This window comes from Nocardioides sp. CPCC 206347, from assembly GCF_048654605.1.
GTDB lineage: Bacteria > Actinomycetota > Actinomycetes > Propionibacteriales > Nocardioidaceae > Nocardioides.
This window is the reverse complement of record NZ_JBMCYZ010000003.1, coordinates 102,025-115,445: the sequence shown is the minus strand read 5'-3', so window position 1 is coordinate 115,445 and position 13,421 is coordinate 102,025. Positions and strand designations below refer to the sequence as shown.

The window sequence follows — 13,421 nt, the reverse complement described above, 5'->3', positions numbered from 1 at the left end:
CTCAACCGCCCAGGTGGAAGGTGTTGAAGTTCGAGTAGATGGCCATCGCGATCAGCAGGTTCACGACCATCACGCCACTCAGCGAAGCGCGCACGGATCGACCCACGGCCTCCCCGACGCCGGCCGGACCACCCTTGGCGTTGTAGCCGTAGAAGGTGTGCACGAGCATCACCACGATGACCATGCCGAGCACCTGGATGTAGGAGAAGACGATGTCCATGGGGTGCAGGTAGAGGAAGAAGTAGTGGGAGAAGTTGCCGGCGCCGACGTCGTAGAAGAAGACCAGCAGCAGGTAGTCGGCCAGGAAGCCGCCGAGGGTGGCGAAGATGTAGAGCGGGGTGATCACGATCATCCCCGCGGCAACACGCGTGGTGGCGAGGTAGGGCAGCGACGGGATGGCCATCACCTCGATGGCGTCGATCTCCTCGCTGATCCGCATCGCGCCGAGCTGCGAGGTCGTCGCGGCTCCGAGCGTCACGGACAGCGCGACGCCAGCCAGAAGCGGCGTGGAGAGTCGGGCCGTGAAGAACGCGGCCAGGAGCGGGCTGAGGGATCCGACGCCCAGGCTGGACGACGACTCGAAGCCCTGCGCCGCAGCGACCGCGCCGGCGAAGAAGGTGATCGAGGCGACGATGACGATCGAGCCACCCACGAGCGCGAGGGCACCGGTGCCGGTGCCGAGCTCCGCGATCAGCTTGACGATCTCACCCGGGTGACGGCGCAGCGCGCGCGGAATCCCGGTCAGCACGCGCGCATAGAAGAGACCGTGCGCACCGATCGCGTCGAGAGTCCGGAGCGGCGCGCGACGTACGGCTTCCAGCTTGGGAGAAAGGACAGACATCAGGGCCTCAGAGGATGGCGAACTGGATCAGGCTGATGGTCAGGCTGACGGGGACGAGCACGGCCACGGTGATGACCACGGCCTGATTGACGGCGTCACCGACGCCCTTGGAACCACCGGCCACGTTGAGACCGCGGTAGCAGGCGATGATCGCGGCGATGAGACCGAAGACGAAGGCCTTGACCATGGAGAACATCAGCTCGGGGATGCCGGTGAACAGCGGGATGCTCGCGACGTAAGCCCCCGGGTTCACGCCCTGGAGGTAGACCGAGAAGAAGTAGCCACCCGCCAGTCCGCCCGCACAGATCAGGACGTTGAGGACGAGGGTCACCAGGACGGCGGCGACGATCCGGGGGACGACGAGCCGCTGGATCGGGTCGATACCCAAGACCTGCATGGCCGCGATCTCCTCACGGATGGTGCGCGCCGCGAGGTCCGCGCACATCGCCGTGCCGCCGGCGCCGGCCACCACGACGACGGTGACGAACGGTCCGATCTGCTGCACGGACGCGATGCCAGCGATGCCCCCGGAGAGGTCAAGGGCACCGAGGTCCTTGAGCAGCAGGTTGACCTCGAAGATCACCAGCAGCGTGAAGCCCAGCATCACCAGCAGCGTCGGGACGAGCGATACGCGGGCGATGAACCACGCCTGCTGGACCGCCTCGCGCCACGAGAATCGCTTGGTGAACATGATGACGAGTGCGTCCAGCGTCATCGCCAGGATGCCGCCCAGCTCTCGCGTCGGCTTGGCCGCAGCCTCGACCATTGACGCCATCGCACTCCCCCTGGGACTTCCGGTAAATTTGAATCTGGATTAACGTAACTCTACTTATGGAACGCTAGATGGGTCGGCGCGGCGTGTCAAGCGTCACGCCGGAGATCGACATGGCCCGCCTCGAAGGAGCACAGATGGACCTGGGACTGAAGGACAAACGCGTACTGATCACCGGAGGCGCGTCCAACATCGGCCGCGGCATCGTGCACGCCTTCGCCGCCGAGGGCAGCCGGATCGTGCTCTCGGACATCGACGGCCAGCAGGCCGGGAAGGTCGCGGCCGAGGCGCTCGACCGCGGCGCCGCGGGCGTCGAGGTGGTCGTCGGCGACCTGACCACAGAGGGCGAGGCGCAGCGCGCTGCCGATCGCTGCATGGAGGCCTGGGGCGGGGTCGACGTACTCGTCAACAACGCGGGCTGGAGCGTGCCCGGGTTCATCGCGAAGAACACCGACCGTGCCAACTGGCAGAAGACCGTCGAGGTCAACTTCTTCACCGCCATCGCGGCGACCCAGGCCGTCCTGTCTCCCATGCGCGAGCAGGGCCAGGGCTCGATCGTCTTCATCGCCAGTGAATCGGCCTTCGGCCAGATCCGTCAGGGCGTGTACGGCGCCACGAAGGCGGCGGTCGTCGCCCTGGCCCGGACGACCGCGCGCGAGCACGGCCGGCACGGCATCCGTTCCAACATCGTCTGCCCGGGCCTCGTCGTCCCCGACGGCCCCGACGCCGTCGGCGCCAGCAGCCTGTGGGCTGTCGGAAAGGACAACGTCTTCAACGACGACCAGGCGGAGTACCTGCTCAAGGACACCCCGCTCGGCCGGTTGACCAGCGCCGAGGACGTCGCCGCATCGGTGCTCTTCCTCGCCTCAGAGAAGATGTCGCGGCAGGTGACCGGCCAGCTCTTCAGCGTCAGCGGTGGCTACACGATGCCGTGAGGTCTCGAGACGGTTGCTGCGCAACCTCCTCGACCAACGAATCACGCGAGGACGGAGAACTTCCAGTCCAGGACGGGGCGCTCGCCGTCGGCGGTGACCTCGGCACGCAGGTCGAGGACCTGCCAGCCGCCGGCCGCCGGGGCGGCATGCTGCACCGTGAAGCGCGTCGTCAGGGTGTCGCCCTCGTGGACCGGGCCTGTGTGGTCGCAGGACTCCCACGCCAGGATCGTCGCGAGGTCTGGCAGGGCACGCGTCAGCTGGGACGCGGCGATCGCGATCGTGTGGCCGCCGTAGACCAGGCGCTGGCCGCCGCCGGCGGCGAACCGGTCATGGTGGACCGCGGCAACATTGAGCGTCAGTCGGGCGAGCTCTGGGGCGCTGGAGACGACGTCACCCGTGGCCACCTCGAGCACCTCCCCCGCCTCCGGGAGTACGCCGACAGTTCGGCCGTCCACGTAAGCCGCGCGGTCCCACGCGGGGATGAGTGCGGTCGGTTCGACCGGGGGGAGGTCGGCGCCGATCGCGTCGAGATCATCGGCGCGGCCAGTGGGGCCGGCGTCGCGACTCAGCGGAAGCATCGCGCACCGGTAGAAGTCGAGCACCGGGCGACCGTCCTGGTCGATGGTCTTCATGTGCAGCGCCGCAAGACCGGTCGGCGGACGACCTTCACGCCGGGCGTTCTCGCGCAGACCGACGACCGTGGTCGTGGTGCGGAGGGTGTCGCCGATGAGGGGCTGCCGCAGCAGCGCCAGTCGGCGGTAGAAGAGGTTGGCCCGCACCCGCTGGGTGGCGAGCGTCGACTGCCCGATCGCGACGTTCCACACGAGGGCCGGGCTGACGAGCGGCGCTCCGGCGACTTCCCGCGCAAGGTGGTCGTCGAGTGCGAGGCGCCACCGGTCGCCGACGATCGCCTGGTGCTGGGCGGCGCGGCCCTGCGTCAGCGTGCAGCCGGGCGCAGTGCCGAAGACCTGGCCCACCTCGAGCTCGTCGAAGTACGGTCCCCCGACCTGCCGCGCGGTCACTGGCCGACCTTCGCCAGGATCTGCCGGGCAGCGCGCGCCATCGCCTCGTCCACCAGAGCCCCGTCGACCACGGCCGCCCCCCGGCCGGCCGTGGCCTCGTCTTCCAGGGTCCCCAGCACGCGCCGGGCATGGTCGACCTGGGCTTCCGACGGCGTGAAGCCGTCGTTCACGCCCGCCACCTGGCGCGGGTGGATCACCCACTTGGCATCGAACCCGAGCGCAGCGGCATCCGCGACAGCAGCCCGGAACGTCTCGTCGTCGGCGACGCCGAGGAAGGGGCCGTCGATCGCAGCCACCTGCGCGGCCCGGGAATGCAGCACGATCGCGTCCTGGACCGCCCGCCACGCAGCGGGTTCGATGTCACGGGCGCGACCCAGCGACGCGGCCAGGTCGGCATAGCCGACGATCACCGCGGTCAGCCGCCGGACATCGGACACGATGTCGGCCAGGGCAACGACACCGGCGGCGGTCTCGACCAGGGCCTGAACGCCGACCTCTTCGGTCCGGCCGACCTCGGCCTCGAGACCAGCGAGAAGGCGTTCGACGAAGCCGAGGTCCGCCCGCGACTCCACCTTCGGCAGCACGACCGACGACACCCGAGTGATCGACGCCGCAACCTCCAGGTCGCGGTGACACCAGGGAGTGCCGATCGCGTTGACCCGGACCGCGACCTGCGGACCCCCGGCGGGCCAGACGAAGGTGGCCAATTGTGCGCGGGCACGGTCCTTGTCGTCGTACGCGACGGCGTCCTCGAGGTCGATGACGACCTCGTCGGCGCCGGACTCCAGCGCCTTGGTGAGCTTGCGGTCGTCACCGGCCGGAACACAGAGGGCGGAGCGGCGGGTGACGTGCGCGACGTTGACCACGGACATTCTTTTAATCTACATTAAACAGTGTTCGGCAAGCAATCGAGTCCCGGAGGAACGAGCACACCATGGCGAAGCTGTCGTCGGAAGAGCAGGAAGTCGTCGCCCTGGTGCGCGACTGGATCGACCGGGACGTGCGCGGCAAGGTGGCCGAGATCGAGCACGCCAACGAGTACCCGGAGAAGTGGATCGAGCAGATGAAGCAGCTCGGCATCTTCGGGCTCGCCATCCCCGAGCCGTACGGCGACGTGGCCGTGTCCATGCCTTGCTACGTCGAGGTCACCACGGAGCTGGCCCGCGGCTGGATGAGCCTCGCCGGCGCGATGGGCGGCCACACCGTCGTCTCTAAGCTGATCCTGCAGTTCGGCACCGAGGAGCAGAAGCAGCGCTACCTGCCGCGGATGGCGACCGGTGAGCTGCGCGCCACCATGGCCCTCACCGAGCCCGGCGGCGGTTCGGACCTGCAGGCGATGAAGACCGTCGCACGCCTCGACGGCGACGAGTACGTCGTCAAGGGCTCCAAGACCTGGATCAGCAACGCCCGACGCTCGGGCCTGATCGCGTTGCTCTGCAAGACGGACCCCAAGGCCGAGCCCCGCCACAAGGGCATCTCGATCCTGCTCGTCGAGCACGGGCCCGGCCTGACCGTTTCGCGCGACCTTCCCAAGCTCGGCTACAAGGGCGTGGAGTCCTGCGAGCTCTCGTTCGACGACTTCCGCACGCCCGTCGACACGCTCCTGGGCGGGGTCGAGGGCAAGGGCTTCGCGCAGATGATGCGCGGCCTCGAGACCGGACGCCTGCAGGTCGCCTCCCGTGCCCTCGGCGTCGGGCAGGCCGCGTTCGACGACGCACTCGCCTACGCCCAGGTCCGCGAATCCATGGGCAAGGCGATCTGGAAGCACCAGTCGATCGGCAACTACCTCGCCGACATGGCCACCAAGCTCACCGCAGCACGCCAGCTGGTGCTGTTCGCCGCCGAGAAGTACGACGCCGGAGAGCGCTGCGACATGGAAGCCGGGATGGCCAAGCTCTACGCCTCCGAGATCGCCATGGAGATCGCGCTGGACGCCGTCCGCATCCATGGCGGCTACGGCTACTCCACGGAGTACGACGTCGAGCGCTACTTCCGCGACGCGCCCCTGATGATCGTCGGCGAGGGCACCAACGAGATCCAGCGCAACGTGATCGCCGCCCAGCTGGTCAAGCGCGGCGGGCTGGGACGCTGACCCGCGCGGGTCGAGCATGTGAATCTGTGAAGCACGATTAGAATCCGGACATGGCGAAGAATCCCGGGAGCCCGACGCTGACACCCGCCCGTGAGGGCAAGGCAGGCGACAAGAAGTCCGCACGCACCCGGGTGCGGATCCTTGACGCAGCGGCGCAGGTGCTGAGCGCCAAGGGGTACGCCGGCATGCGGCTCAGCGACGTCGCGGAGGTCGCCGAGCTCCAGGCGCCGGCGATCTACTACTACTTCCCCTCGCGTGATGACCTCATCGAGGAGGTCATGTGGGTCGGCCTCGCCGAGATGCGGGAGTACCTCACCCAGGCCCTCGCCGCGGCTCCCGCCGAGGCGACCGCGATGGAGCGGATCCTGATCGGCGTCGAGACACACCTTCGCCACGAGCTGGAGATCTCCGACTACACCACTGCGGCGATCCGCAACGCCGGCCAGCTCCCGGACCAGATCCGGGAACGCCACGACGCCGAGGAGAAGAAGTACGGCGCCGTGTGGCGCGAGCTGTTCAAGGCCGCCGCCGCATCCGGCGAGCTCCGCGAGGACCTCGATCCGTACCTTGCCCAGATGCTCGTGATGGGCACCATCAACTGGACGGCCGAGTGGTGGCAGCCGAACCGGGCCACCATCGACCGGGTCGTCGCGAACGCCCAGTCCTTCGTGGAGAACGCACTCTCCCCGACCGCCCGAACAGGGCTCAGGCCTGCGCGCTGAGCTCCACGCAGCGGGCGGCCACGGCAGCAGCCTCGTCGACCCCGAGACCCAGCAGGCGCAGGGTCAGCTCGGCCTGGACGGCGATCACCGACCGGTCGTGCTGCTCGCCGTCGAGGATCCGTCGAATCAGGGCGAGTGACCCTGCGACGACGTTGTGAACGACGACGTCGGCGTCCGGCACGATGAAGCGCCCGGCGTCGACACCTGCACGAACGACCTCCATCGCCTGCGGCCCCATCGCCCTGGAGTAGACCAGGTCGGAGTGGTCGAGGTGGACCAGCAACCGGGCGAGGTCGGGGTCCGTGAACGCGATGCCGACGATGCGCAACACGGCCAGCGCCGTGGTGACGGCCGGGTCCTGGTCGCGATTCGCGTCGTTGATACCTGCCGTCGCGGCCATCTCGGCGAGGGACTCCTCGACCACCGCCTCAACCAGCTCCTCCTTGTTGGAGAAGTAGTTGTAGAACGACCCGAGCGCGACGTCGGCCTCCTCGGTGATGTCCTGGATCTTCAGACCCGCGACGCCATGGGTGCCGATCAGCGTGCGTCCCGCAGCAACAAGGACACCACGCGTGCGCACCCGGCGCCGGTCGTAACGACTCTCCCCCGCAGAAGCCCCAGCCATGGAGATCAGACTACGGCCGGCATCTTCGGCCCCGAACCGATGGTGATCTCGGGAGGCGGCACGGAGCCCTCAGGCACTCCGAAGATCGCTGCCTTGACGATGGCGAGCTTGCCCCTGACCGCGACCTCGTCATCGGGACGGCAGACGACGAACGACAGCACCCAGACGCAGGTGAGGGCCAGCCCCACGGTCACCAGGAACGCCACGTGGCTCACCCAGAGCGGCGCATCCAGGTTGAGCGCGGTCCACACCGGCCACGCCGCGGCACCGTTGCCGATGCCGTCGGCCATCGGGATGAACGGGATCACCAGGGCGATCCGCCATCCGGGCAGGTACGGCTTGAGGCGGTAGATGAGGGCCCCTGCCGTGAGCGGCATGATCGGGTTCACGAAGACCCACCACAGCGGCAGACCCCAGAAGTTCATCGGCTGCGGTCCGTAGTACTCGTAGGCGCCCATCAGCACGCCCGGGCTCTCCAGCCCGATGTTGATGAACACGTCCATCAGGTACAGCTGGAACAGGCCGCTCACCGTGATGCCGTTGGAGAAGACCCGGTAGGCGAGATAGGCCAGCCCGCCGACGTACCAGATGTAGACGAAGTTGATGAAGAGCGGGAAGTCGCGCCCCATCGACGTGAACGTCGTCAGGTGGGCACCTTCGCGGATGTAGCAGAGCCCGAGCGTGTCGACGATCGGCTCGAAGAGGCAGGCGATGCCGCCACCGACCAGGCAGACAGCGAGCAACGGACCGCGACCGGTCACCAGGTGGCGGACTGCGAAGAACACCCCGATGACGACAGGGATCCCGAGAAAGACCGTGAAGGCGATCTCGGGACCGTACGGCATCTCGGTGGTCGGGTGGGCCGGGATCTCCCGGGCGGCAGTGGCAAGCATGCGTCGCACCCTAGTTCTAAACTGAGATTAATTTCAATATTGAAAAGTTGTTCATTCTCTGCCAGTGTGGTGGCCGTCACGATCGCCGCCACCCGCAGGAGTCCTCATGAACCACGCCGTCCACCCGCCCGAGACGGACCTGCTCCTGCCCCTGCCGGAGACCGGCGCGCAGTGGGACCCCCACACGATCCACACCCATTACTTCGGGTTCTCCGTGCCCCAGGCGTCGATCGGCGCCTTCCTCTACATCCGCTACCAGCCGACCTTCCCGCTGAGCCAGGGCGGGGTGGCGATCTTCCAGGGCCTCGACAACCTCAACGTGCTCGACATCGCGCACCTCGACTACGAGGTCACCATGCCGTGGCCGGACGTGGACGGGAACGTCATCACCACCGCCAACGGGCTGCGCGTCGAGTTCCTCGAGCCCGGCCGGATCGCGCGGGTGAGCTACACCAGCAAGGACGGGCGTACGTCGTTCGACGTGACCCAGACGGCCGTCACGCCACTGCTCGCCCGCGGTCACGTGATGCCCGGCGAGGACGACCACCACGGCGACCCCGGTCGCGTCCCCGGCGGGAGCGAACAGTTCATGCACTGCGTCGGCTCACTGGTCCTCGACGGCGTGGAGCACGACGTCGACTGCTTCGCGCCGCGCGATCGCTCCTGGCGCCAGGTCCGCACCGAGGACCAGGGCGGCGTGCCGGTCCCGCCGGTCGGCTGGTCGCCGATGTACTTCGGGGAGGACCTGGTGTTCAACCAGATCAGCTTCGAGGCGCCGGACACCGACCCCGGCTGGGCCGGCGTCTACGACGTCCCGGACGGCGCACCGACCCACCACTTCGCCTGGTTGATCAACAAGGGCGAGACCCGCCAGGTCACCCGGATCCGCCGCAACGTCGTGGAGCGCCAGCCGCACACCTTCGCCACGCTGCGCCAGGAGGTCGAGGCCACCGATGAGGACGGCCGGGTCTGGCGCTTCACCGGCGAGGCGATCGCCACCGCCACCATCCCGGCGTGGCCCAACGTCTCCTTCCACGACAGCGTCTTCCGCTGGACCGACGAGGAGGGCCGGATCGCCCACGCCACCTACCAGGAGATCTGGTTCGACAAGTACCAACGGGCGATGGCCGCCCGCGCCGCAGAGCCCACGACCGAGCCCACCACCCGCATCGAAGGAGACAACTGATGGCCCTCGCGAACACGGACCCGGCAGAGATCCGCGGCGCACTCGAGACCTGGCTTGCCGGACACCTGACGCGAGCCGTGATCACCGACTGCGATGTCCCCGCTGCCAGCGGGATGTCGAACCTCACCGTGCTCTTCAGCGCCACGTGGGAGGGCGGAACGGGCGACTTCGTCGCTCGCGTCGCCCCGTCCGGGCCGGCCGTCTTCATGGAGTACGACCTCCCCAAGGAGGCGACGGTCATGAATGCCCTCGCCGGTGTCGGGCTGCCGGTTCCGGTGGTGCGCTGGGTGGAGACGGACCCGGCCGTGCTCGGGGCGCCGTTCCTGGTGATGGAGCGCGCGCTCGGCCGGGTGCCGGCCGATGACCCGCCCTTCACTGCCACCGGCTGGGTCCTCGACCTCACCGACGACGAGCGCGGTCGCCTGTGCGTCAACTCGCTCCAGGCGATGGCCAGCATCCACAACGTCGACTGGCGCCACCACGGGCTGGACCTTCTCGCCCCCGCGGACGGCTCCGATCCCTTCGACGCCGAGCTGGAGAAGTGGGACCGGATCGATGAGTGGGCCCGTGCTGGCGACACCAATCCGACCACCGCCGCCGGATTCGCCTGGCTTCGCGACAACCGACCGCTCGACGACCGCGACCCCGTGCTGCTCTGGGGCGACGCGCGGATCGGCAACATGCTCTTCGGCGACGACCTCCAGGTGAACGCCATCCTCGACTGGGAGATGGTCGGACTCGGACAGCCCGACGCCGAGGTCGCCTGGTGGCTCTTCCTGCTGCGCCATCACACCGAAGGCATCGGTATGCCCTACCCGGGCGGATTCCCCAGCCGCGACGAGGTCGTGGACATCTACGAGAAGGCAGCCGGTCGCTCGATCGACCATCTCGACTACTACGAGGTCTGGGCAGCGGTGCGCCTGTCGGTCCTGATGCACCGCGCAGGGAACCTGATGGTCGAGATCGGGCTGCTCCCGGCCGATGCGCCGATGAAGTACAGCAACCCGGCGAGCCAGCTGCTGGCGAAGCTCATCGGCGTACCGGCGCCGGGCGGCGACGCCCAGAGCTTCATCGGCAACAGGTGAGGAGACAACGGTGACGACCACCCACCTGGACACGGCCTGGGGCGCGCTGTCCCAGCCGGTCCACGTCGACGCGGCCGGCCCGGCCGATCCGACCTGGAAGGACAATGCCTACCTGTCCTTCTGGGACGTCGAACGCCGCACCTTCGGCTCGTTCCACGTCTCGACATCTCCGAACGCCCTTGCCGGTCGGCGCGCACGGTGCTCCTTGCAGCTCCCCGACGGCCGGTTGGTCGAGATCGTCGAGGACCTCGACCCCGGGACCTTCGCCAGTCGGTCCATCTCCTTCGGACTCGACGGTGTCGTCACCGTCGCGCATCCCGACCTGACGGCGCGGTTCGTGAATGTTCCGCTGCACACCGCCGCGGACTACTCGGCCACCGACCTGATCCCCGCACTGGTGGCCGGGCAGCCGCTCCAGCACTTCCAGCAGGGCTGCGCAGTCTCGGGCTCGTTCGAGTCCTCCGGCCAGCAGTGGCTCGTGGATGGCTTCGGCATGCGAGACCGGACCTGGGGGTTCCGTGACGAGACGGCGCAGTGGATCGAGTACGCCGGCCTCGTCGGGGTCTTCGACGGCGTGTTCATCACGGCGATGAAGTTCCTGTCCGCGGACGGGTCCCTGAAGGCCGACGGCTTCCTCATCGACGCGACGGGGAGCCACCGGATCACGGCGATCGCCTTGCGTCGTACGGCGGCCGCGCAGTTCCTGCGCGCGACGCTGACCCTCGTCGACGGCTCCAGCCGGGTCGTGGCCCTGGTCGACCGAGTGGCCGGGTTCTTCGTGCCCATGGGCGCCGAGACCGACGGGCCTGCGTTCGGCGCCCATGACGACTTCATGCTCCTGGAGCTCGACGGATCCGCCGGCGGCGGCTTCCTCGAGCAGGGCATCCTGCACCGGGTCTGCTGAGCCATGGACGAGATCGACACCCGACGCCGCGTCCAGGTCGCCATGGCCTGGTGCGGGCCGCTGTTCACCCTGTGCCTCTTCGGTGGTTGGGGCCTGCTCGGGGGCTTCATCCCGCTGGTACCGGCCACCGACTCGGCGGCCGAGGTGGCCGAGCACTACGCAAACAACCAGTCACTGCACCTGACCGGCCTCACCATTGCGATGGCCGGCGCGTTCCTGACCCTGCCGTTCTCCCTCGTGGTCAGCATGCAGATGCGACGCGCGGAGAGAGGCTTCCCGGTCATGTCCGTGCTGCAGTTCGCGTCCGGGATCATCGTCACGATGGTGCTGACAGTGCCGATCGTGTTCTTCATGGTCGGCTCGTTCCGGCCGGAGCGGCCAGCCGACATCACGCTCGCCTTCAACGACCTGTCCTACATCCTGCTGATCATCCCGTGGCCGCCCGTCGTCGGGCAGCTCGTTGCCATTGCGCTGGCCACCCTCGGCGACCGCTCCCCCGATCCGGTCTTCCCCCGCTGGGTTGCCTGGTTCAGTCTCTGGCTGGCCTTCCTGGTCCTGCCCGCAACCCTCATCGCGTTCTTCGCAGACGGTGTCTTCGCCTGGACCGGGCTGATCGGGTTCTGGATCCCGGCTGCGGCCTTCGGTGCCTGGTACCTCGTCATGACCTGGGTCCTCCTCCGCGCCATCCGCCACGAAGCCGCCACCACCACTGCCACCGAACTGGAGCTCTCCCATGCCTGACCCGAAGGCACCCGCCGACGTCCTCGTCATCGGCGCCGGCCACAACGGCCTGGTCGCCGCCTGCTACCTCGCGAAGGCCGGCATGACGGTCGAGGTCGTCGAGGCCTCGCCCACCATCGGCGGGATGATCTCGACCAACCCGATCTTCCCCGACGCCCCCGGCCACCTGATCAACGAAGGCGGCATCCAGGCCTCGCTCTTCCGCTCCTCGGGCATCGAGGACCACCTGGAGCTGAAGAAGTACGGCTTCAAGCAGATCATCGCCGACCCGTTCCACGTCCACCTCGACCCCGAGGGGCCGTCACTGGCGTTCTGGCACGACCCGGCGAAGACGGTCGAGGAGCTGCGCCACTTCTCCCCCAGGGACGCCCGCGCCTACGAGGCCTTCGCCCGCTCCCTCGACGCCGCCATGGACCTGGCGATTCCCTACATGAACGGTCACCCGCTGCGCCCCGGCTCCGAACTGATCCGTGAGCTGCCGAAGGCGCTGAAGAAGCGCAAGGAGCTGCTGCCGCTCACGACCTTCCTCACCACGTCGCACAAGGAGTTCATCGAGGAGCGGTTCGACACACCCCTGCTGCGGGCGGCCCTGGCCTCGATGCCGCCGTTCTGCTGGATGACGCAGGACGGTACGGCGTGGGCACTGATCTACATCGCGATGTGCCACCGGACGAACTCCGCCCGCTTCCAGGGCGGCACCGGCGCGCTCACCAACGCGCTCACGCAGTGCCTGATCGAGCACGGCGGCTCGGTGCGCGTGAACAGCCGGGTGTCCGAGCTGGTCATGCGCGGCGACACCGTGGCCGGCGTACGACTGGACAACGGGGAAGAGCTGCTCGCGACGACGACCCTCGCGTCCTGCAGCCCGAAGGCCACGCTGGCCCAGCTGCTGCCCGAGGGCACCCTGCCTGATCACCTCGAGCGGAGGGCGCTCGCGATTCCGACCAACGTGCTGGAGACGACGACCCTCAAGATCGACGTCGCGGTGTCGGGTCGGCTGACCATGCCCCGGCACAACGCGTGGCGCAAGGACGGCCTCGACCTGACCGAACCGATCGTGAGCTGGCAGACCTACGAGGACCACCTCGACGCATGGAACAGCGCCGTACAGCGGGTCTATCCGGAGAACGAGTGCTTCATCGGCATCGTCCCGTCGCGCCTGGACCCCACGCAGGCACCGGACGGCCAGGACACCTTCTGGGCGTGGTCCGGCATCTTCCCCCGCAACCCGAAGGTGCCGTGGGAGGAGATGCGCGAGCAGATCGGCAACAAGGTCCTCAAGGAGTCCTCGCTCTACTACGAGGGCCTCGACAGCATGGAGATCAGCCGACGGGTGATGTCAGCGCCCGAGCTCGAGGAGCGCTTCAACGTCCCGGACGGCAACGTCTATCACGTGGAGCCAGTCGGGATGCGGTTCGGCGGACTCCGTCCGGCGCAGGGATTCGGTGGCTACGAGACCCCCGTCCCCGGCCTGTGGATCACCGGCGCCGGCACCCACCCGACGGGCGGAATCTCCGGCCTGCCGGGCAAGAACGCCGCCGAGGCGTTGATCCGCGCCAACCGAGACGGTGCGCTGACGCGGTTGAAGAAGCGTTTCGCCTGA

General features: G+C 68.3%; 14 protein-coding genes. 8 read left to right on the top strand and 6 right to left on the bottom strand.

Annotated elements, in window-relative coordinates; genetic code table 11:
• Position 1 precedes the first annotated feature (1 nt).
• Positions 2-841, bottom strand: a complete 840-nt coding sequence (locus ACOACQ_RS12180; protein ID WP_420288356.1) for an MlaE family ABC transporter permease — start codon at positions 839-841, stop codon at positions 2-4.
• Between the two features lie 7 nt (positions 842-848).
• On the bottom strand, positions 849-1,616 hold the full coding sequence (locus ACOACQ_RS12175) for an MlaE family ABC transporter permease (protein ID WP_378596864.1): 768 nt from the start codon (positions 1,614-1,616) through the stop codon (positions 849-851).
• 134 nt (positions 1,617-1,750) lie between these two features.
• Between ACOACQ_RS12175 and ACOACQ_RS12170 the strand changes: the two genes are divergently transcribed.
• A complete protein-coding gene (locus ACOACQ_RS12170) occupies positions 1,751-2,548 on the top strand; it encodes an SDR family NAD(P)-dependent oxidoreductase (RefSeq protein ID WP_378596733.1) in 798 nt (265 codons plus the stop codon).
• 41 nt (positions 2,549-2,589) lie between these two features.
• Here ACOACQ_RS12170 and ACOACQ_RS12165 read toward each other — a convergent pair whose 3' ends face one another.
• Both ACOACQ_RS12165 and ACOACQ_RS12160 read right to left on the bottom strand, forming a co-directional pair.
• The gene (locus ACOACQ_RS12165) at positions 2,590-3,570 is read right to left on the bottom strand and encodes a MaoC family dehydratase (RefSeq protein ID WP_420288355.1); all 981 of its coding nucleotides are present in this window, start codon (positions 3,568-3,570) and stop codon (positions 2,590-2,592) included.
• Positions 3,567-4,442: an HpcH/HpaI aldolase/citrate lyase family protein gene (locus ACOACQ_RS12160; RefSeq protein ID WP_420288354.1), complete on the bottom strand. Its 876-nt coding sequence runs from the start codon at positions 4,440-4,442 to the stop codon at positions 3,567-3,569. The genes ACOACQ_RS12165 and ACOACQ_RS12160 overlap by 4 nt, the downstream gene beginning before the upstream one ends.
• Positions 4,443-4,504: 62 nt before the next feature.
• Here ACOACQ_RS12160 and ACOACQ_RS12155 point away from each other — a divergent pair, with 62 nt between their 5' ends.
• Both ACOACQ_RS12155 and ACOACQ_RS12150 read left to right on the top strand, forming a co-directional pair.
• Positions 4,505-5,662, top strand: a complete 1,158-nt coding sequence (locus ACOACQ_RS12155; RefSeq protein WP_378604315.1) for an acyl-CoA dehydrogenase family protein — start codon at positions 4,505-4,507, stop codon at positions 5,660-5,662.
• A 50-nt stretch (positions 5,663-5,712) separates the two neighbouring features.
• On the top strand, positions 5,713-6,384 hold the full coding sequence (locus tag ACOACQ_RS12150) for a TetR/AcrR family transcriptional regulator (protein ID WP_420288353.1): 672 nt from the start codon (positions 5,713-5,715) through the stop codon (positions 6,382-6,384).
• Here ACOACQ_RS12150 and ACOACQ_RS12145 read toward each other — a convergent pair.
• On the bottom strand, positions 6,368-7,009 hold the full coding sequence (locus tag ACOACQ_RS12145; RefSeq protein ID WP_420288352.1) for a TetR/AcrR family transcriptional regulator: 642 nt from the start codon (positions 7,007-7,009) through the stop codon (positions 6,368-6,370). The genes ACOACQ_RS12150 and ACOACQ_RS12145 overlap by 17 nt on opposite strands.
• 5 nt (positions 7,010-7,014) lie before the next feature.
• The gene (locus tag ACOACQ_RS12140) at positions 7,015-7,902 is read right to left on the bottom strand and encodes a hypothetical protein (protein ID WP_420288351.1); all 888 of its coding nucleotides are present in this window, start codon (positions 7,900-7,902) and stop codon (positions 7,015-7,017) included.
• A 106-nt stretch (positions 7,903-8,008) separates the two neighbouring features.
• Between ACOACQ_RS12140 and ACOACQ_RS12135 the strand changes: the two genes are divergently transcribed.
• From ACOACQ_RS12135 to ACOACQ_RS12115, 5 genes are read left to right on the top strand one after another with little or no spacing between them, the layout of a single operon-like run.
• Positions 8,009-9,088 (top strand): DUF7064 domain-containing protein, encoded by a 1,080-nt coding sequence (locus ACOACQ_RS12135; protein ID WP_378604303.1) that lies wholly within the window; start codon positions 8,009-8,011, stop codon positions 9,086-9,088.
• Positions 9,088-10,173, top strand: coding sequence for a phosphotransferase family protein (locus ACOACQ_RS12130; protein WP_378604300.1), 1,086 nt, complete (start codon positions 9,088-9,090; stop codon positions 10,171-10,173). Before ACOACQ_RS12135 ends, ACOACQ_RS12130 begins: the two co-directional genes overlap by 1 nt.
• Before the next feature lie 10 nt (positions 10,174-10,183).
• Positions 10,184-11,077: a hypothetical protein gene (locus ACOACQ_RS12125; protein WP_378604297.1), complete on the top strand. Its 894-nt coding sequence runs from the start codon at positions 10,184-10,186 to the stop codon at positions 11,075-11,077.
• Between the two features lie 3 nt (positions 11,078-11,080).
• A complete protein-coding gene (locus ACOACQ_RS12120) occupies positions 11,081-11,818 on the top strand; it encodes a hypothetical protein (protein ID WP_378604294.1) in 738 nt (245 codons plus the stop codon).
• Positions 11,811-13,421 (top strand): phytoene desaturase family protein, encoded by a 1,611-nt coding sequence (locus tag ACOACQ_RS12115; RefSeq protein ID WP_378604291.1) that lies wholly within the window; start codon positions 11,811-11,813, stop codon positions 13,419-13,421. Before ACOACQ_RS12120 ends, ACOACQ_RS12115 begins: the two co-directional genes overlap by 8 nt.

What these genes read in the sequence shown, in the direction of transcription:
- ACOACQ_RS12130 (WP_378604300.1), top strand. Translation starts at nt 9,088, where the DNA reads ATGGCCCTCGCGAACACGGACCCGGCAGAGATCCGCGGCGCACTCGAG.
- ACOACQ_RS12150 (WP_420288353.1), top strand. Translation starts at nt 5,713, where the DNA reads ATGGCGAAGAATCCCGGGAGCCCGACGCTGACACCCGCCCGTGAGGGC.
- ACOACQ_RS12170 (WP_378596733.1), top strand. Translation starts at nt 1,751, where the DNA reads ATGGACCTGGGACTGAAGGACAAACGCGTACTGATCACCGGAGGCGCG.
- ACOACQ_RS12145 (WP_420288352.1), bottom strand. Translation starts at nt 7,009, where the DNA reads ATGGCTGGGGCTTCTGCGGGGGAGAGTCGTTACGACCGGCGCCGGGTG.
- ACOACQ_RS12135 (WP_378604303.1), top strand. Translation starts at nt 8,009, where the DNA reads ATGAACCACGCCGTCCACCCGCCCGAGACGGACCTGCTCCTGCCCCTG.
- ACOACQ_RS12155 (WP_378604315.1), top strand. Translation starts at nt 4,505, where the DNA reads ATGGCGAAGCTGTCGTCGGAAGAGCAGGAAGTCGTCGCCCTGGTGCGC.
- ACOACQ_RS12140 (WP_420288351.1), bottom strand. Translation starts at nt 7,902, where the DNA reads ATGCTTGCCACTGCCGCCCGGGAGATCCCGGCCCACCCGACCACCGAG.
- ACOACQ_RS12120 (WP_378604294.1), top strand. Translation starts at nt 11,081, where the DNA reads ATGGACGAGATCGACACCCGACGCCGCGTCCAGGTCGCCATGGCCTGG.
- ACOACQ_RS12180 (WP_420288356.1), bottom strand. Translation starts at nt 841, where the DNA reads ATGTCTGTCCTTTCTCCCAAGCTGGAAGCCGTACGTCGCGCGCCGCTC.
- ACOACQ_RS12115 (WP_378604291.1), top strand. Translation starts at nt 11,811, where the DNA reads ATGCCTGACCCGAAGGCACCCGCCGACGTCCTCGTCATCGGCGCCGGC.
- ACOACQ_RS12175 (WP_378596864.1), bottom strand. Translation starts at nt 1,616, where the DNA reads ATGGCGTCAATGGTCGAGGCTGCGGCCAAGCCGACGCGAGAGCTGGGC.
- ACOACQ_RS12160 (WP_420288354.1), bottom strand. Translation starts at nt 4,442, where the DNA reads ATGTCCGTGGTCAACGTCGCGCACGTCACCCGCCGCTCCGCCCTCTGT.